Here is an 18302-nt window from a genome sequence, read left to right as displayed (position 1 = left end):
TTTACTTCTCCTTCCCTGCCATTTTTACATAAATCCTACATCTGCGGCATGATCCATCATCAGCTTCACCTTTTGGCCGTCCAGCCTTGACCACTCAAACCCTAGCGCTCGCAAAATACCGTCAGTCTTCTTGTTCATCGTCATGAACAACGTTTGGCTCGCCCCCTCAAAGAAAACGTTGGAATGGACAAGAATCCGGGCAACCTCCTGCTGTGTCTCCGCTTCATCGTATTTTTCGAACATATATTCTGTAAAATCATCCATCGGCATCGGCTGGACTTTTACATCCGTTTGATTCAAAAGCTTGGCAAAAGACATCATGCTCACCTGATGGCTGTTAAACAGATGATAGGTTTCATTGTTTAGATTTTTCCGGTCGAACAGCAGTACAACGGCTTTGGCCACCTCATCCGCAAAGGAGAAGTTCATCGTTTTATCTTGAATTGCGGGAACCCGGCCAAGTTTGATCAGCGCTTTTATCAAGGAATAAAATGCATTATCCGAGATATTTTCTTGGAATATCCCCGAAATGGAATCAAAAACGAGGTTCCCGACTCTGAACACATTGGAATTAAGCCCTTTTTCCCTTGCTCTTACAATTTCTTTCTCAGCTTCGAGCTTCGTCATCACGTAATAGTTATCAGAGCTTTGTCCGACATTGCAATCGTATTCCGTGAACACAATGCTGCTCCGGTCTTCTACCCAGCCGCTGCCCACGCTGGTGGTGGAAACGAAATTGTAAGTCTTTTTCTTCCCTGTGCCGGCAAATTCGATCAGTCTTGCGTTCCCTTCCACATTGACCGCATGAAATTCCGAGTAATGCCCGAAATGCTTGACGTTCGCCGCCGAATTAATGACCGCATCGATGGTTCCGGCCAATTGCTCATAGCGCTCCAGGCTTAGTCCGAAGCAATCCTTGGTCAAATCTCCGCCAAACACGCACACTCTGTCTTCCCAGCCATTCCGCCCGTCAAACTCGGTGCCAAAATGGAACTTCAGCTTCATCCGCAGTCTTTCCAGTGCCTCGTCGTCGCTTGTTCCCCGAACAGGCACATAAACCTTATATTCCGTATTTTGCAGCAGTTGAAACAAAATATGGATTCCTAAATACCCGGTTCCCCCTGCCAACAGAACATTACGGTAGCCGGCCCGTTCAGAAAGATTGATGTTCTTATATACCTGATTTTTCTTCCGGTATTCTTTAAGGCTCTCGCGCATTTTCCAGTCAACCTCAGACCCGCCCGTTCCTCTGGCAGCTGCCGCTTCCCGCATGGCATACACAAATTGTTTTAATCTGTCTTTGGAGTATTTGATGTGATCCGCCAAGGTCCGAATCGTCGGATATTGAAAAATGTCGTTAATCCCTACTTCAAAATCGAACGCCAGCCTCGATACCACCTGAATCGCCTTGATCGAATTTCCACCCAGCCTGAAGAAATGGTCATCTATTCCGATCTTCTCCATGCCCAGGATTTCCTGCCAAGCCTTCTGGATTTTCAGCTCAACTTCATTCCTCGGGTTGCTGCCCGTGTCGTCGCTTTCCTGCCATTCGGGCTCAGGCAATGCCTTTCGGTCAATCTTTCCGCTCGGAGTCAGCGGCATTTGATCCAGCTGCATGAAACTGGACGGCACCATGTAATCGGGCAGTGCTTGCACCAACTGTTCCCTCAGCTCATCCGCTCCCGGTTCTCCTTCTGCTATAAAATACGCCGCCAAATACTTCTCCCTTTGCTTGTCTTCCCTGGCGATCACCGCCGCCTCCCGGACAAGCGGATGCTTCAGCAGCTGCGTTTCGATCTCCCCCAGCTCAATGCGGAAGCCCCGGATTTTCACCTGATCGTCGATTCTGCCCAAATATTCGATATTCCCGTCCGGCAGCCAACGCGCCAGATCGCCCGTGCGGTACAGCTTCTCTCCGGCTTCGTAAGGATTCGCCACAAACTTCTCCGCCGTCAACTCCGGCCGATGCAGATAACCCCTGGCCAATCCGTCTCCCGCAATGCACATTTCCCCCGCCGCCCCGAGCGGCAGCAGCTTTTGGTTCTGATCCAGAATGTAAATCCGGGTATTGTCAATCGGCTTGCCGATCGGTACCGACGCATTGCCCATATCCTCTTCCCGGTACATCCACGCAGTTGCAATTACGCTGGATTCGCTCGGTCCATAGGCGTTCATATACGCCACGCTGTCCTTCCACCGCATGACCAGCTCTTTCGTGATTGCCGATCCGCCCGTCACCAGTTTTTTCATCGCCGGCAGACTGCCTGGTTCAATTCCCGCCAGATAAGTAGGCGGAAGCAGCGCAATTGTCATTTGGTTTTCGTCAATGAAGCGTACAAATTCATTCAGATTGTTAATCGTATCGCGCGAAATCAGATAAAGTGTGCCGCCTCCCAGCAAAATCACGAACATTTCCCAGACCGAGGCGTCAAACGAACTGCTGGCAAACTGCAGCATCCGGTCCGATTCGTTCACTCCCCATTTTTCAAGGAAGAAATGCTGGAGGTTGAGCACTCCCCGGTGTTCTACCATCACCCCTTTGGGTTTCCCCGTAGATCCCGAGGTATAAATGATGTAGGCCAGGTCCTTCGGCTTGTTAACAGGCTCCGGATTGGCACCACCGGCCGGGTCTGTACACTGAAGGCTTTCGCCATCCAAATCCATGATCGGGCCCCGGTAGTCGAGCTTGTCCCGGAAATGCTTTTGCGTCAGCAGTATAGAGGCACCGCTGTCTTCCAGCATATAGCGAATCCGTTCCTCCGGATAGTTTGGATCTATCGGCACGTACGCGCCGCCCGCTTTGAGCGTTCCCAGGATGCCAACGACCATTTCGATAGATCGTTCCACTATGATGGCGACGATATCGTCCGGCTTCACTCCCCGCCCCCTCAACACCTTGGCCAGCCGGTTCGCCTGTTCGTTCAGTTCCCGGTAGGTCAGGGTTTGCTGCCCGAAGACCAATGCCGGATGCTCCGCTCTTTGCTCCGCTCGTTCCTCAAACAGCCCATGGATCGTTTGCTCCTTCGGATATTCCGTCTCCGTCCGATTGAAACCATCAAGCAGCACGCCTCTCTCTTCCTCCGGCACGACCTCGATTTTTTCGACCCGTATCTGCGGACAACGTACGATTTCACGGATAATCATTTTGATCTGCCCGGCTACCCGCTCTATTAAGTTTCTGTCATAGGCCAAGCTATTGTAGCGGAATTTGATTTGCAAATCTTTCCCGGGCACAATAATGAAATTAAAATCAAAATTCGTCTGTTCGGAGACCTGAGCGGACAAAATCCTCAAATCCGTTCCGTGGGCGCTCTGTCCTCTGACGGCCTCCTCCATCGGGTAGTTTTCAAAGGCCAGCAGGCTTTGCACCAATCCGCCTCCATGCGCAGTCCGCGACTGAATTTCCGCCAGCGGATAATAGTGATGCCGCTCAGATAGCCATGCCTCCCGCTGCATGTTGGCAATCAGAACCGGGAAGCTATCTTCCTTTTCTGTCCGGACTCTGACAGGAATCGTATTGATAAACAGCCCTACCATTCCTTCAACACCTTGGATTTCCGCCGGTCTTCCTGAGACAACCGTTCCGAACACCACGTCTTGGGTATTGTTGTACCGCTGCAGCAGGAGCCCCCATACAGCCTGCATCACCGTACTTAACGTAGCTCCGTTTTCTCTTGCGATGCTCTCCAAACTCGCCTTCAATTCCTCATTTATCGTAAAATCGTATTCTTCCTGAAAGTATTCCGGATTATCCGCACCGCTTTTGATTTTGGGCAGCGGGGCTGACTGTTCGTACTCCGTGAGATAGTTCTCCCAATAAACCGCCGTCTCCCGGTCATCCCTTTGTTCCAGCCACCGGATATATTGACGGTAAGGATACACCGTTCCTAATTGCGGGGTACTTTCATTATGAAGCGCACTGTAAATTTTCCAAAACTCTTTAAATACAATGCCAAGACACCAACCATCCATGATGATATGATGAAAACTCCAAATCAGCCGGTAACTGTCGTCACTCGTTTTAATCAAGGAAACTCTGATGAGCGGGTCCCGGGTGAGATCAAAGCCCTTCTTCTTATCCTTATCCAAATATGATTCCAAAAAGCTTTCTTTCTCGTTCTCCGTCAAGAAAGAAATATTTCCGAAACATACATCAACCGGCCTTTTCTTTAAAACGACCTGAACCGGTTTTTCGACCTTGTCGTAAACAAAGGCGGTCCGCAAAATATCGTGTCTTTGAACTATCTGCTGACAAACGCGCTCAAATAAACTTTTATCGATCTCACCCTTCAGGCTGAGCACGGCTTGTTCATGATATGCGCGCGAGCTTGGCTCCCTGAGGAAGTGATACAACATTCCCGACTGCATGGGGGTCAGTGTATAAATATCCGCGACATTGGGCCCCGAGTCCCCCATCGCGCGGTATACCTCTTCGATCTCAGCTATCGTAATGCTCTTGGAACTTACGTCACTGGCCGTCAGTTCCGTGTATTCCCGTGATGCGCAATGTTCGATAATTTGCTCCAGATTGCGTTTAAAGCCTTCCGCCAGTCTGATTATCGTAGCCTGTTCATATTCATGCTTGTGATAGGCGTAACTCAGCCGCAGCTTTCCATCGGTCACTCTTCCGTTAATGTCCAAACGGTAAGGTCTTTGCATGCCGGGTGAAACCGTTTCATCGGTAAGAACATCCGAAAGGGTAAATATCTCGGTATCAATATCCCGGTCAAACTGCCCCAGGTAGTTGAAGCTGATCTCAGGATGCAAATCAAACCTTAATATTCCCTCATCCCGAAGAAACGTCTGGTATTTCAAAATGCCGTAGCCGATGCCTTTTTGCGGAATGCGTCGCAGGCTTTCTTTGACGGCTTTAAGTCGGGAAGCCACGTCCTTAACGCCTTCCATATCCAAAATGACCGGATATTGGGCAGTAAACCAGCCAACTGTTCTGCTGATATCCATATCCTGAACGATCTCTTCGCGTCCGTGCCCTTCCAGGTTAACCAGTACCTTGTTTTCTCCCGTCCATTCCCGAACAGCCTCTCCCAGCGCCGTCAAAAGAACATCGTTGATTTCGGTATTGTAAGCCTTATTCACTTCTTTAAGCAGCTTGACAGTCTGGATTTCGTCCAGCTCGATTTCTATATGATCGCTATCCTTATATTTTCTGTCATGAACGGTACGATCTTGGGGAATAGGCTTGATCTCATTTTGTTCCAGCTCGCGCCAGTATGTGATTTCTTGCTGAAGCTCGCCGCTTGCGGCATATGCATAAAGCTGCTCGGACCATGCCAGGAATGAGTCCGTTTTCTCGCTGAACGTGATTTCATCTTCCCTCTCTGCCTGCCGGTATCCCGTAGAAATGTCCTCGAAAAGAATCCGCCAAGAAACTCCGTCAACAGCCAGGTGGTGAATACTTACGCAAAGATAGTCGCCATCTCTCGTTTTAAACAAGCCCGCTTTCACCAGAGGTCCGTGTTCTAAATCCATGCCGGACTGAAGCTTTGCGGCTGCTTCCTTAACGGAGCTATCATATAGCATATCACTTGTAAAATCCTTGACCTCCAGCGAGTACAGCTCGCCTTCCGTGCCCCGGTTGAACAGAATTACCCGTCCCGCCTTCTCCCTCACGACAATACGCAGTGCATCATGGTGTTCCACCAAGCGGTCGAACACTTTTCTTAACCTCTTTTCGTCAAAGCCCTGTTTCCGATGCAGCAGAACCGACTGATTGAAGTGATGTTTGGCTGCGAAAGACTGCTCAAAAAACCATCTTTGAATAGGAGTGGGCATAATTTCACCTGTTACCGTTCCTTGAAAAACGGCATGTTCGACGGATTTCACATAAGCACTCAATTCTTCAATCGCGGGATGATCAAAAAGATCCTTCAATTGCAGCTTTAGCTTATAATCGTGAAGCTTGGACACAACCTGAATGGCTTTAATGGAATCGCCGCCCAGATTCAGAAAGTTATCCTTAATGCCAACTCTTTCGACGTTCAGAACTATTTGCCATATCTTAGCCAATATCTCCTCTATCTTGTCTCTCGGCGCCGCATATTCCACACCCGCATCCGCAATCGGATCAGGCTCGGGCAATGCCTTTCGGTCAATCTTCCCGCTCGGAGTCAGCGGCATCCGATCCAGCTGCATGAAGCTGGACGGCACCATGTAATCGGGCAGTGCTTGCATCAGTTGTTCCCGCAGCTCATCCGCTCCCGGTTCTCCTTCTGCTGTAAAATACGCTGTCAAATACTTCTCCCTCTGCTTGTCTTCCCTGGCGATTACTGCCGCCTCCCGGACAAGCGGATGCTTCAGCAGCTGCGTTTCGATCTCCCCCAGCTCAATGCGGAAGCCCCGGATTTTCACCTGATCGTCGATTCTTCCCAAATATTCGATATTCCCGTCCGGCAGCCAACGCGCCAGATCGCCCGTGCGGTACAGCTTTTCTCCGGCTTCGTAAGGATTCGCCACAAACTTCTCCGCCGTCAACTCCGGCCGATGCAGATAACCCCTGGCCAATCCGTCTCCCGCAATGCACATTTCCCCCGCCGCCCCGAGCGGCAGCAGCTTTTGGTTCTGATCCAGAATGTAAATCCGGGTATTGTCAATCGGCTTGCCGATCGGTACCGACGCATTGCCCATATCCTCTTCCCGGTACATCCACGCGGTTGCAATTACGCTGGATTCGCTCGGACCATAAGCATTCATATATTCCACGCTGTCCTTCCACCGCGTGACCAGTTCCTTGGTGATCGCCGATCCGCCCGTCACCAGTTTTTTCATCGCCGGTAGACTGCCTGGTTCAATTCCCGCCAGATAAGTAGGCGGAAGCAGCGCAATTGTCATTTGGTTTTCGTCAATGAAACGCACAAATTCATTCAGATTGTTAATCGTATCGCGCGAAATCAGATAAAGTGTGCCGCCTCCCAGCAAAATCACGAACATTTCCCAGACCGAGGCGTCAAACGAACTGCTGGCAAACTGCAGCATCCGGTCCGATTCGTTCACTCCCCATTTTTCAAGGAAGAAATGCTGGAGGTTGAGCACTCCCCGGTGCTCCACCATCACCCCTTTGGGTTTCCCGGTAGATCCCGAGGTATAGATGATATAGGCCAGGTCCTGCGGCTTGTTAACAGGCTCCGGATTGGCACCTCCGGCCGGGTCTGTACACTGAAAGCTTTCGCCATCCAAATCCATGATCGGGCCCCGGTAGTCGAGCTTGTCCCGGAAATGCTTTTGCGTCAGCAGTATAGAGGCACCGCTGTCTTCCAGCATATAGCGAATCCGTTCCTCCGGATAGTTCGGATCTATCGGCACGTACGCGCCGCCCGCTTTGAGCGTTCCCAGGATGCCAACGACCATTTCGATAGATCGTTCCACTATGATGGCGACGATATCGTCCGGCTTCACTCCCCGCCCCCTCAACACCTTGGCCAGCCGGTTCGCCTGTTCGTTCAGTTCCCGGTAGGTTAAGGTTTGCTGCCCGAAGACCAATGCCGGATGCTCCGCTCTTTGCTCCGCCCGCTCCTCAAACAGTCCATGGATCGTTTGCTCCTTCGGATATTCCGTCTTCGTCCGATTGAAACCGTCAAGCAGCACGCCTCTCTCTTCCTCCGGCACGACCTCGATCTGCGAAATGGGAGTTTCACTTTGTTCCATGACTTGAGTGAATAAATAATCAAAGTGGCGGATGACGTTTTCTATAGGGATGAGCTTTTCAAACACCTGTATCTGATAGTCAAAATTTACGGCTACATCCGCTTCTCCTTCTTGTCCCCATATCAGAAGTGTAAGCGCATTCCTTTCGTGATGATGCGGCATGCTTACGATCCGGCACGCTGCGCCGTTAAACGATTCTCTCGTTTCCTGTTCTTCAAAAGAAAGCGATATATCAAACAAATTTCCTTTTTCGTGGACATCCTCGTAAACCGCCCGATAAATTTCGCCGAAAGATATTTTCTGATGCCGATAGCACTGCATAAGCTCACGCTTGATGAACTTTATCAGTTCTTTGAAGCTTATATCCTGCTCGGGACTTATCCGAAGCGGCAGCACATTGGCGAAGTGTCCCACGGTCTGCTTATACTGCGCTTTGCCCCGGTTAAAAACCGGGACGCCGATCACCATTTCGTTTCGATTGCAAACCCTGCTGAAATAAAGGAACAGTATGCCTAAAAAGTAGTGGAACGACGAACAACCTTCCTCCTTACAAAATTCAACCATTTGATCGTACAATGCCTTGTTTATTGTTAAAGTTTCCCTATTGCTCCAAACAGAATCGCCGTAATCATCATCCGTGTTCAAACCTCTGCTTAGCAAAGGCTCGGGAACGGTTCGATATTTGCTCTGCCAGAACTTCCTATCCTTCAAAAAGGCTGAAGAATTCAAATAATTCTGGTTGTCAGAGATAAAATCGGTATAGGAATAGGAAGGTCTGTTCATTTCCCCAATTCCTTGAGCCAATTCATTGTAATTTTCAAACATTTGACTGATGAGGAGGGCAAACCCCCATCCATCAATGATCATATGATGAACTTTAAGTAAAATGAAATATACACCCGGTTCGCCTTGTAATAATTCAAATCGAAAATAATTGTCCTTCGGTTGAAAAATTTTCAAAAACTCTTTTTTCATCCAATCCAGGCAAAAGGAATTCGGATCTTTCTTCCCCGAAAAATCATGAAACGGAGCTTCATAGTCGATTTCCGGCAGGATTGTTAAATAGGGCTCGCCCTTTTTATCAATAAGACGAGTTCTGAGAGAATCATTCTGCCTGATTAACAACTGAATGGACTTCTTAAAGATAGCCGTATCCAGTTTTCCTTTAACCTCAATGTACCCGCCAAGGTTGTAAATAGGTTTTCCAGGGTGCATACTTTGCTCGAGCCATATATCTTTCTGATAGGAACTTAACGGATACTCCTCGATACCTATCACGCTTGTTTCCATAACGTTTCCCCCTGTTCTCCGAATGATTTTTCGCTGCAATAAAAAAAGCCTGTTCCCATAGTTAAGAAGAACAGACGACAAATTTCGCCCAGTTTCCTTCGGCAACCTGGCAATCATGGCTGTTTATCCAGCTTTAGACCCATGGCTTTGTGTCCACCACTTTCGAGGTGTTTACGATTAACGGGAAATAACATAAGTATGTTGTTTTACATCCTTACCAGAAACTTGGCTTCATCCATTTACATAAACGGCCCCCTCCCATAGTTTTATACAGCCTTCCGGTATTCGCCGAGACTTCTGCACAACTTTAGCGGCTTAATTCTGTTAGCATGATGAATCCGCGATCCGCTTAGTTCGCTGTTCTTAGATCGATATACCTATGGAATTAATTGTATTATCTAAAAAATATCGAATTTTGTCAATAAATTCTAAGTTTTTAATAAAATTCATGATAAGTATATTGGTCACAATTACTTCGATCTCAGCACTTGGTTGGAAATGCTGCTGACCATCTCAATCTCTCCGGCTGTCAAGGTAAACTGCATCGCCTTCACATTTTCCTCGGCATGAGTTACTTTTGAAGCCCCAGGTATCGCAAATACGTTCTCTCCGTGGGCATTAATCAACCAATTCAAGGCAATCTGCGTTGGCGTTGCGTTATATTGTTGAGCCAACTGTTCCAACGTTTCAATCAGCGGCTTTGATTTCTGCAAGCCCGACTCCCGGAATGCCGCTGTCCACTTTCGCGGACCCGTGATCGACTTGACCAAGGATGGATTTTTGTGAAATTTGCCGCTTAAGATCCCTTGCATTAATGGGGAGTAGGCGATGATCGCCACGCCGAGTTCTTTAGCCGTATCCAAAATTCCGTTCTGTTCAATTCTCCGGTCGAGCAGGCTATATTTCACTTGATTCGAAACTAGACGAAGGCCATGCTCGCGCAGCACGCGATCGGCCTCGCGCATTTGTTGCGCGGAAAAGTTGCTTACACCCACATATTTAATCTTCCCTTGCTCGACTAAACTAGCCATAGAATTCATCATGGCGGCAACCGAAGCAAAGGAGTAAGGAGAATGCACCTGATAAAGGTGAATCGTCCGGTGATCCAACTGGCGGATACGTTCATCAATCGTTGCCGTAATGCTGCCTGCGGTGCGAAAAGCCGGCCACCATTTCGTAGCGATATTCGCCTGTGCCGCGAGCGTTCCGCCAATCTCATTCAGCGTGCCGGCAAGTAGCTGCTCAGACTGTCCGCCACCGTACGCTTCAGCAGTATCGAACCAATTAATTCCACCTTCCAAGCTGGTCTGAACAATTTGCCTTATATCCTCTCTCCGCAGCGCCGGCCAGAATTTCCCGACGAGCCCTTTTCCGTTGCTGAACTGCCAGCATCCAAGCCCCAGCGGTGACAGCTTTAAATCCGAGTTGCCCAGCTTGCGTAATTGCAATGAAGCTGCCGTAGTTACTGTTTTCTCTTCCATGATGCTTCCACCATCTCCCGTAAAATAATGTGTAGAGTTTTTTATAAAATATATGGAAAAACCACCTTCAGAATCCTTTTTTGTTATATCGGTTAAAAACTGGCGATTGATTAACAAAATGTGCTTTATGCCATTCGATTAAACAAGTTTTTCCATCCGAGCGCAAAAAACCGCTGCCCCTTTTCGGGGACAACGGCTCCTCATTTTGCTACTTCAATTTTATGCTTTTCAGCAGCGCATCGATCGGTTCCTTCTCGTCCGTATCTCCGCGATGGTAATGTTCCACAAGCTTGTCCAGCCGCGCTACCTGATGGCCGTAATCGTACATGGCGGCCGCCACGACCGAATGCCGCAACATACCTCCCGGCCCTTCGGAAAACTGCTCGATGATCGTCGACATAAAACGTTCGCTCTCCGCCTCCATCTCCAGCCCTTCGGAGCTGTCCGCCTTCAGTTTATCATCGAACTTCAGCAGCACGTGCTCGTGGAATTTGATCAACTTCTCCAGATGGCCGTCAAAAAACGCATCGGTTTGCGGTGTGCGCGCCGCCTGAAAATAATGCTCCTCCACGGCGTCCAAAACCTCAAATCCTTTGTAAATGGCGCGCAGCATTTGCTTGTAGATGACTAATTGGCGAATGCGGCTGAAACCGGCGCGCTTAAGCTTTTTAACTTCCTCTTCCATAAGCTTGTATTTATTCGCCAGCGACTGCACAGCCCCCTGCAAACTGTCTTTTTCGTTGCGAAATACGTTCTCCTTCATTTCATCGGAGATAACCGTCCGCAGCAGCAGCGAAAGTTTGTTGAAAACGCTATGGATCTGCGCGGCAAACTGCTCCTTCGGCTTCGGCGGGAAAAAGAGGATGTTGATCAGGCAAGCGCAGCCGATTCCGATCAAGCTGAGCATAAACCGGTTGACGGCAAACTGCCACTCGGACGAAGCGTCCATCACCGCCACAACCGTAACCAAAGTGAGCCCAATCGTTTCCTCCATGCCCATCCTCAGGCAGATGATAATAACCAGAATACATACGATCCCGATTGCAATTATATTGTTGGAGAAAAACATCCCGGCCAGCAGAGCCAGAGCAGCCCCCATAATATTCGTTTGCAGTTGATCCAAAAAATAGCGCCATGATCGGTAGATCGAAGGCTGCATCGCAAAAATAGCCGCTACCGCCGCGATAACGGGAGGGGTAAAGTTCAGCCAAGCGCTGATATATAATGCCATTGTTACCGCAATTCCTGTCTTCCACACGCGTGCGCCGAAAACCACGAAGCCCTCTCCTTTTCCTCTTCATACTGTCATTATATCTAAAAACAAAAAAATAAGCATTCCCGGACAGCCGACTGACTGCGCCGATCATGCTTATTTGTTGAAAGATCGGGACGACACGATTTGAACATGCGACCCCCTGCTCCCAAAGCAGGTGCTCTACCAAGCTGAGCTACGTCCCGAAAGTACCGGTGAGAGGACTCGAACCTCCACGGTTTCCCACTCGATTTTGAGTCACTTTGGATATTATACCACGAGCGGAATTTAAGTCAAGAACAAGGAAAATAAAACCCACGAAAGACTTGCAGAATCTGGGATTTTCGCGGGTTTTTTTGAATAATTCGGAGACAACCGAAAAAGAAACCATTTTTAGCCGTTGGGAAGACTGATCAATCGGACAGGTTGTCCGCTACTTCTTACGCAGCAGTAAAAAGAGAAAATATGGCGTTCCCAGTATGGCCGTAACAATGCCTGCCGGAACCTCTATCGGAGGCATAATGATTCGCCCCACCAGGTCGGCGGTTACTACGAGAATAGCACCCAGCAAGGCTGAAACGGGCAGAACAAGCCTGAAATTTGAGCCCACCAACAGGCGGGCCAAATGAGGAATGACCAGTCCGATAAAGCCAATGGTTCCGGCTACGGCAATAGCGCTGCCTGCCATAACAACAGCAACAGCGATTAGCATGAGCCGCGTTCTCTCCACTCTCATACCCAGCCCACGTACAATTTCCTCGCTCAGCAATAGCGCATTAAGAGGACGCGAACAGAATAGAGCGGCGACAAGCCCCATAACCGTCCATGGCCAGATCATCTCCACATGCTCCCAACTGCGCGCATACAAGCTGCCTTTGAGCCAAATCAGCGCCTGCGCAGCAGACGGAGAAAATTTGACAATAAACAACGTAATCAAGGCCTGGATACCTGTGCTGACTGCTACTCCACATAGAGCCAGACGCTCCGGCATAAGTCCGTTTTTGTAAGCCAAACCGTACACCAAAAGTCCTGCGGCAATAGAGCCGCCAAAGGCAAACAGCGGCAGCATAGCAGCCGAGAATGCGGGTACAGCCAGAATCAGCACCACAGTAGCCAATCCGCCACCAGCCGTTACGCCGATCAGATCGGGAGCTGCCAGAGGATTGCGGGTAACACCTTGAAGAATAGCTCCAGCTACTGCCATGTTCACTCCGACACAAATACCGATCAACAGCCGCGGCAACCTGTAATCAAAGGTAATCCCTTCCTTGAAGCGAATCTCCTCTATAACTTGGGCAAATGGAAGATTTACAGCACCAAGATGCAAGCTAAAAAAAATCATAATAAGAAGGAGAACGGCGCTAAAGCTCATTATCCATATCCAGCGATGCTTGCCCTTCCGCATCATGACCGCCACCCTGTCTTCCGGCGCATCACATACAGGAAGAACGGCGTTCCCAACAGCGCAGTAATAATTCCCACGGGAATATCTGCCGGATACAGCACCCACTGTCCACCCAGGTCAGCAAGCAACAACAGATCAGCTCCTGCCAAAGCAGATACAGGAATAATTCTTCGATAATCAGCGCCAACAAGCTTTCTGACGATGTGAGGTACCATCAAACCTACGAAGCCGATAGGCCCTGCCAAAGCAACCGCACTTCCCACCATGACAACGCTCAGAACAAACGCCAGTCCCCTGATTTTCCTAACCTGCTGACCAAGACTGCTGGCTGTCGCTTCACCAAGTGTCAAAATATTAAACTGCCCGGCAATTAATAGCCCTATGACAGCTGCTGGGATGATAAAGAGCAAAGCGATTCGCACATCGGCCCAGGTTGCACCAGACAATTTCCCTGCCATCCAGTACAAAATTTCGGATAAGTTCTCATCGTCCAGAATCAGAAAGCCTGTCGTTAGGGAACCCATTAAAAATGCAACGGCAATTCCAGCCAAAACCAGTCGAGTTGAGGTATATTGTCCTCTCAAGGACAGTATGTACACGATACTTCCTCCAATGGCTGCACCGACAAAAGCAGATAGGAGAATCGTAACCGAAACATCCTTCTGTCCCAAAAGAACGAGCGCCAGCACAACGAAGAAGGAGGCGCTTTGGTTAATTCCCATGACTTCCGGGTCTGATAGCGGATTGCGAGTAATGCCCTGCAACAGACAGCCAGCTACAGCCAATCCCCCGCCAATAATAAGGGCAAGAACAGCTCGGGGAAGACGGACAAACCAGACCTTATAGGCAAGTATATCTGTCTCATCCATACTCGCGATCTCCTGTAAACTGCTCCATCTCAGTCCTTTCAATCCGAGAAAAACGGAGATCGCAACAGCCAGCAGCATCAGAACCCACAAGCTGGAAATCAGAAAGAATGGGAAAGGAGGAGGTTTTGTTATGCCCGTTTTCTGATCCATACGTAATCCCCCCGGAATCAGTTGCTCGGGCTCGTGATTTTCAAAGCTTGTTCAAGAATAAGCTGTGCCGCACGTGGCCCCCGTCCTTTGGACCACAGGTCGCGGCTTACCGCAGTAGCCTGGTTTGCTTTGACAGCCTTGAGGTTTTTGTACAGGGGATTGGACTGCCATTTACCAAGATCACCATAATAAAACAAGTAATCCGGATTGATTTCGCTTAACCGCTCCAGACTCAGTTTGGCAATGTCCGTTTTGCTCTCCGCAGCAGACAAATCCTTTTTCCCGTCAAAGGCGTAGTTGACTCCAATTGCGGAAAGCAAGGAACCGACGAAAGAGTCTTTCATCCAAACTGTTGAATCATCCTCAAAAGCACCAATGACAAGGACTGTAGGAGCACCCTTCAACTTTTCCTTGCCTGCTTGAATCTGCTTTTCAATCTCCTGCTTCACCGCTTTAGCTTGCTCCTTTTTATCCAACAGGGTGCCAACGCTAAGCAGGTTCTCCAACACTTCCTCATAGCTGTTATCGTCCAGCGCAATCGTCGGCGCAATTGCTCCCAACTGCCCTTTAATCATTTCGTGCCGGTCAGGATTAGCAATGATTAAATCGGGCTTGACGGATTTCAGAACCTCCAGATTGGGCTGTTTGGCTTGTCCCGTATTAGTAATTCCATCTGCCTTGACAGTAGCTTTCAGATAATCGGGAAACCCGGACTCACCGATCCCGACAGTTGCCGCCGGCACAACATCCAGGACAGAAAGCAAGTCTATGAAGGAGTAGTCAAGAGCAGCAATTTTTGTTGGCGCAGCTTTGATTGACGTTTCTCCCCAAACATGTTTCACTGTGAATTCTGAACCGTTTGCTGCCGAAGTGGCAGATGAGGGAGCGGTGCTGTTTGCGGCCCCAGTGACACCCTTTCCTCCATTGGTTGTGGAATCGGATTTTTCGGCGCAACCCGCCAGAAGTGCAGCACTCAGCATGAGGGCAGCAATGGAGCAAGTAAAAGTCTTGTTGAACATTTGCATCTGTCTATAACCTCCCGTATTGGTAAACATATTCTGGCGATTTCATTTCCTCCAAATACGAGAATGAGAATGATTATCACCAACACATAACAACACGATTATAGACAGATGAAACCAATAAATCTATGAAGAATATTGCCCGATTATTTGTACAATATTGCTTCGGCCTGTTCTATCACATATTCAGGGGACAAACAATCGCACTGTCTCCTCCAACATCATTTCATGACTTAAAGCAGAGTAATCCAGCCAAGGATAGTACGAGTCCAGTTGAAACCATCGCTGTTTCCGCACGGCTGTAAGCTCTCTCCACTCCGGGCTGTCCATCAGCTTGCGGTACAATCGGGTATCTTTTTTCCTGGGCGAGGTCATAAGCAGTATGTAGTCTCCGTCGAAGTTGGGCAGTTCCTGCGTTGAGATGGTTTTGCGCCAATGAATTTGGCTGACTGCATGAGGCGGCTCAAGCTTCAAATCATGATAGAGGACACTGCCGATATTGCGTCCAATCCCATAAACGCACAGCTTCCCGCCCACAATCCGCAGTACAGTCACAGTCCCTTCCCCAATCTGTCCGCGGATTCGCTGACCAGCCTGAGCAGCCTTATAGTCATATTGCTCTAACCAACGGCTTGCTTCCTTTTCTTTGCCCAGCGCCAAGGCGATTTTATTGAATCGTTCCCGCCATTCCAGCTTCCAATAGGGTAAAACAACCGTTGGTGCAATTGCCGACAGTTCCGGGCTGTCACTGACAATCAGGTGAGGCTGAAGGTCTATCAGTTCGTTCCACTTCCCCTTCGTATACATATGCAAAGGAACAGAATCCATCATGTGCTTGTTCAGATGCGGCCCACCAATCCTGCCTTCCGTCAGGACAGAAGCATAGGGAATCACACCTAAAGCCAGTAAATCTCCGTTGTAGGTATAACGCGTAACTACAATCTTTTGACGATATTTTTTGCTATAGGCGGCTGGAGAATAGCCCGTTTCTTTTTTGAACATACGGCTGAAATAGGATTCTTCGTTATAGCCTACACTCTGAGCGATGTTCTGCAGGGAGAGATGGGACAGGATAAGCAATTCCTTGGCCCGATTGATCCGCAGGCTGGTTATATATTCCTTCACTCCAATTCCCCTGCTCTTCTTGAACAAACGCGAATAATAGCTGGAGCTAAAGCCGGACATGTGCGCCAATGACTCCAAAGAAATCGGCTTCATGTAGTTTTCCTTCAGATAATCCAGCGTCCGCTCAATCCCCTGCTGCGGATGATCGCCCTGGGTGTCAAACTCGTTAGCCAGAATGTACAGCAGCTCATAGAACAAATGTTTCTGCTGAAAGTATTCTCGTTCACCGCCTGTACCCTCGGTAATCTGATGCATCTGCTGAACCAGTTGGGTAATCTGAGCTGGATTTGATATCAGCACAGCGCCCTCTATTGGGAAAGATCCGGAATCTTTACGGTACACCGACCAGTTGTCATTGATCTTGTGAGGGATCATGACAACAAAGGTCAACATGTAATACTCCAACATCTGGTCTTCATTCACTGCTACTTCCAGCTTCTGCCCTCTCGCAATAAAAAATACACTTCCCGGCAAAGCCTGGTGTGTATCGTCGCGAATACGCAGCAGCCCCTTCCCTTGATGAATCAGCAGCATGGTGTGAACTGCGGCGCTTTGGGACGAATGAATCTGATCCGGGCTGCATCGCCTCAAGGATATACTCTCCAGTTGAAGCAGCATTTCGTTCAAAGCCTGAAATATGGTAACGTGTGACATTCAACTCCCCCATTATACATTGAAAAAATAGCCCCTACACTCCGACTATAGCAATCCCGCTTAGTTCTTTGTACAAGCCATATCCTTATTGTATGCCATTCCTGGGCGACAGGAAACAAAGCGCTATTTAGCACTTTTTTGCAACCAAAAATTTTTTGATGAATGGGTCGCTTTTTCTTCTCTCATTGCCAACAGAGTTAATCCTGTACTTCGATCAATAGCCCAGGTGATGAACGGCGTACTCAATATCAAATAAAAAAGCCCATTAGATTATATCCCTAATGGACTACTCGATTATAAATATGATACCGGCGAGAGGACTCGAACCTCCACGGTTTCCCACTCGATTTTGAGTCGAGCGCGTCTGCCATTCCGCCACGCCGGCTTAAGTGGCGTGCCCTGAGAGATTCGAACTCCCGACCTTTTGATTCGTAGTCAAACGCTCTATCCGGCTGAGCTAAGGGCACACGTATATAATTCATTTTTTAAAAAAGGCACTACCCAGATTCGAACTGGGGATAAAGCTTTTGCAGAGCTCTGCCTTACCACTTGGCTATAGCGCCAACAAACTAAGCGGAAGACGGGATTCGAACCCGCGACCCTCGCCTTGGCAAGGCGATGCTCTACCCCTGAGCCACTTCCGCATAATGCGCGTAGAGGGACTTGAACCCCCACGGTCGCCCGCTAGATCCTAAGTCTAGTGCGTCTGCCAATTCCGCCATACGCGCATGGTGTTACTAAAATGGTGAGCCATGTAGGACTCGAACCTACGACACCCTGATTAAAAGTCAGGTGCTCTACCAACTGAGCTAATGGCTCAAGCTATAATTATGGGGTCCCCGCAAAGTAATCGGAATTCGCTTCAGAGCTTATCTTCACTTTGTGGGGTGTAGTACTGGGGATCTAGGATTCGAACCTAGGCATGACGGAGTCAAAGTCCGTTGCCTTACCGCTTGGCTAATCCCCAATATGTAATTCGATGAAATAAATGGGGCGATCGATGGGACTTGAACCCACGAATGCTGGAGCCACAGACCAGTGCGTTAACCCCTTCGCCACGACCGCCGCGTCAAAAAGTTGTTTAAAAACAATGGAGGCTGATGGATTCGAACCACCGAACTCGAAGAGAACAGATTTACAGTCTGTCGTGTTTAGCCACTTCACTAAGCCTCCGCAAAACTAAACCTTAATCGGGATTCCGAAAAGTAATGGTGCCGTCGAGAGGACTTGAACCCCCAACCTACTGATTACGATTCAGTTGCTCTACCGATTGAGCTACAACGGCATACTAGGTTGTTCATGGTGGCTCGGGACGGAATCGAACCGCCGACACGAGGATTTTCAGTCCTCTGCTCTACCGACTGAGCTACCGAGCCTTGCACTTTCATGGTT

General features: G+C 48.9%; 7 protein-coding genes, 12 tRNA genes and 1 riboswitch. All 19 genes read right to left on the bottom strand.

Annotated features, from left to right (window positions below):
- Positions 1-24 precede the first annotated feature (24 nt).
- The 19 genes from AC6RNO_RS28220 to AC6RNO_RS28130 all read right to left on the bottom strand — a co-directional run bounded on the left by AC6RNO_RS28220 (position 25) and on the right by AC6RNO_RS28130 (position 18286).
- The gene (locus tag AC6RNO_RS28220) at positions 25-8952 is read right to left on the bottom strand and encodes an amino acid adenylation domain-containing protein (RefSeq protein WP_497107525.1); all 8928 of its coding nucleotides are present in this window, start codon (positions 8950-8952) and stop codon (positions 25-27) included.
- Positions 8953-9049: 97 nt separating this feature from the next.
- A riboswitch (cyclic di-GMP riboswitch) is annotated at positions 9050-9138 on the bottom strand.
- Positions 9139-9422: 284 nt separating this feature from the next.
- Positions 9423-10433: an aldo/keto reductase gene (locus AC6RNO_RS28215; RefSeq protein WP_497107559.1), complete on the bottom strand. Its 1011-nt coding sequence runs from the start codon at positions 10431-10433 to the stop codon at positions 9423-9425.
- Between the two features lie 208 nt (positions 10434-10641).
- The gene (locus tag AC6RNO_RS28210) at positions 10642-11709 is read right to left on the bottom strand and encodes an FUSC family protein (RefSeq protein WP_474687286.1); all 1068 of its coding nucleotides are present in this window, start codon (positions 11707-11709) and stop codon (positions 10642-10644) included.
- A gap of 108 nt (positions 11710-11817) precedes the next feature.
- Positions 11818-11891 (bottom strand) — tRNA-Pro (locus AC6RNO_RS28205).
- Between the two features lie 227 nt (positions 11892-12118).
- Positions 12119-13093 (bottom strand): FecCD family ABC transporter permease, encoded by a 975-nt coding sequence (locus tag AC6RNO_RS28200; protein WP_488437007.1) that lies wholly within the window; start codon positions 13091-13093, stop codon positions 12119-12121.
- Positions 13090-14109 (bottom strand): iron chelate uptake ABC transporter family permease subunit, encoded by a 1020-nt coding sequence (locus AC6RNO_RS28195; RefSeq protein ID WP_497107524.1) that lies wholly within the window; start codon positions 14107-14109, stop codon positions 13090-13092. The genes AC6RNO_RS28200 and AC6RNO_RS28195 overlap by 4 nt, the downstream gene beginning before the upstream one ends.
- Positions 14110-14126: 17 nt before the next feature.
- Positions 14127-15134, bottom strand: coding sequence for an ABC transporter substrate-binding protein (locus AC6RNO_RS28190; RefSeq protein ID WP_474687283.1), 1008 nt, complete (start codon positions 15132-15134; stop codon positions 14127-14129).
- Between the two features lie 183 nt (positions 15135-15317).
- Positions 15318-16874 carry a helix-turn-helix domain-containing protein gene (locus AC6RNO_RS28185; protein WP_497107523.1) on the bottom strand — a complete coding sequence of 519 codons (1557 nt, stop codon included), beginning with the start codon at positions 16872-16874 and terminating at the stop codon, positions 15318-15320.
- A 342-nt stretch (positions 16875-17216) separates the two neighbouring features.
- Positions 17217-17295: transfer RNA gene (locus AC6RNO_RS28180), tRNA-Leu, on the bottom strand.
- A gap of 5 nt (positions 17296-17300) precedes the next feature.
- Positions 17301-17377, bottom strand: a tRNA-Arg gene (locus tag AC6RNO_RS28175).
- Between the two features lie 25 nt (positions 17378-17402).
- Positions 17403-17473: transfer RNA gene (locus AC6RNO_RS28170), tRNA-Cys, on the bottom strand.
- 9 nt (positions 17474-17482) lie between these two features.
- Positions 17483-17554: transfer RNA gene (locus tag AC6RNO_RS28165), tRNA-Gly, on the bottom strand.
- Between the two features lie 4 nt (positions 17555-17558).
- Positions 17559-17638: transfer RNA gene (locus AC6RNO_RS28160), tRNA-Leu, on the bottom strand.
- 15 nt (positions 17639-17653) lie between these two features.
- Positions 17654-17729, bottom strand: a tRNA-Lys gene (locus AC6RNO_RS28155).
- A 76-nt stretch (positions 17730-17805) separates the two neighbouring features.
- Positions 17806-17877 (bottom strand) — tRNA-Gln (locus AC6RNO_RS28150).
- Positions 17878-17899: 22 nt separating this feature from the next.
- A tRNA-His gene (locus tag AC6RNO_RS28145) sits at positions 17900-17975 on the bottom strand.
- 26 nt (positions 17976-18001) lie between these two features.
- A tRNA-Tyr gene (locus AC6RNO_RS28140) sits at positions 18002-18083 on the bottom strand.
- Positions 18084-18119: 36 nt separating this feature from the next.
- Positions 18120-18195, bottom strand: a tRNA-Thr gene (locus tag AC6RNO_RS28135).
- Between the two features lie 15 nt (positions 18196-18210).
- Positions 18211-18286: transfer RNA gene (locus AC6RNO_RS28130), tRNA-Phe, on the bottom strand.
- Between the last annotated feature and the right edge of the window lie 16 nt (positions 18287-18302).

The organism is Paenibacillus sp. sgz302190 (assembly GCF_059820445.1).
This window is presented reverse-complemented; position numbering and strand designations above follow the sequence as displayed.

Bases quoted from the DNA above. Each gene is read 5' to 3' on its own strand.
- AC6RNO_RS28220 (WP_497107525.1), bottom strand. From the start codon at position 8,952: ATGGAAACAAGCGTGATAGGTATCGAGGAGTATCCGTTAAGTTCCTAT.
- AC6RNO_RS28215 (WP_497107559.1), bottom strand. From the start codon at position 10,433: ATGGAAGAGAAAACAGTAACTACGGCAGCTTCATTGCAATTACGCAAG.
- AC6RNO_RS28200 (WP_488437007.1), bottom strand. From the start codon at position 13,093: ATGATGCGGAAGGGCAAGCATCGCTGGATATGGATAATGAGCTTTAGC.
- AC6RNO_RS28195 (WP_497107524.1), bottom strand. From the start codon at position 14,109: ATGGATCAGAAAACGGGCATAACAAAACCTCCTCCTTTCCCATTCTTT.
- AC6RNO_RS28190 (WP_474687283.1), bottom strand. From the start codon at position 15,134: ATGCAAATGTTCAACAAGACTTTTACTTGCTCCATTGCTGCCCTCATG.
- AC6RNO_RS28185 (WP_497107523.1), bottom strand. From the start codon at position 16,874: ATGCTGCTTCAACTGGAGAGTATATCCTTGAGGCGATGCAGCCCGGAT.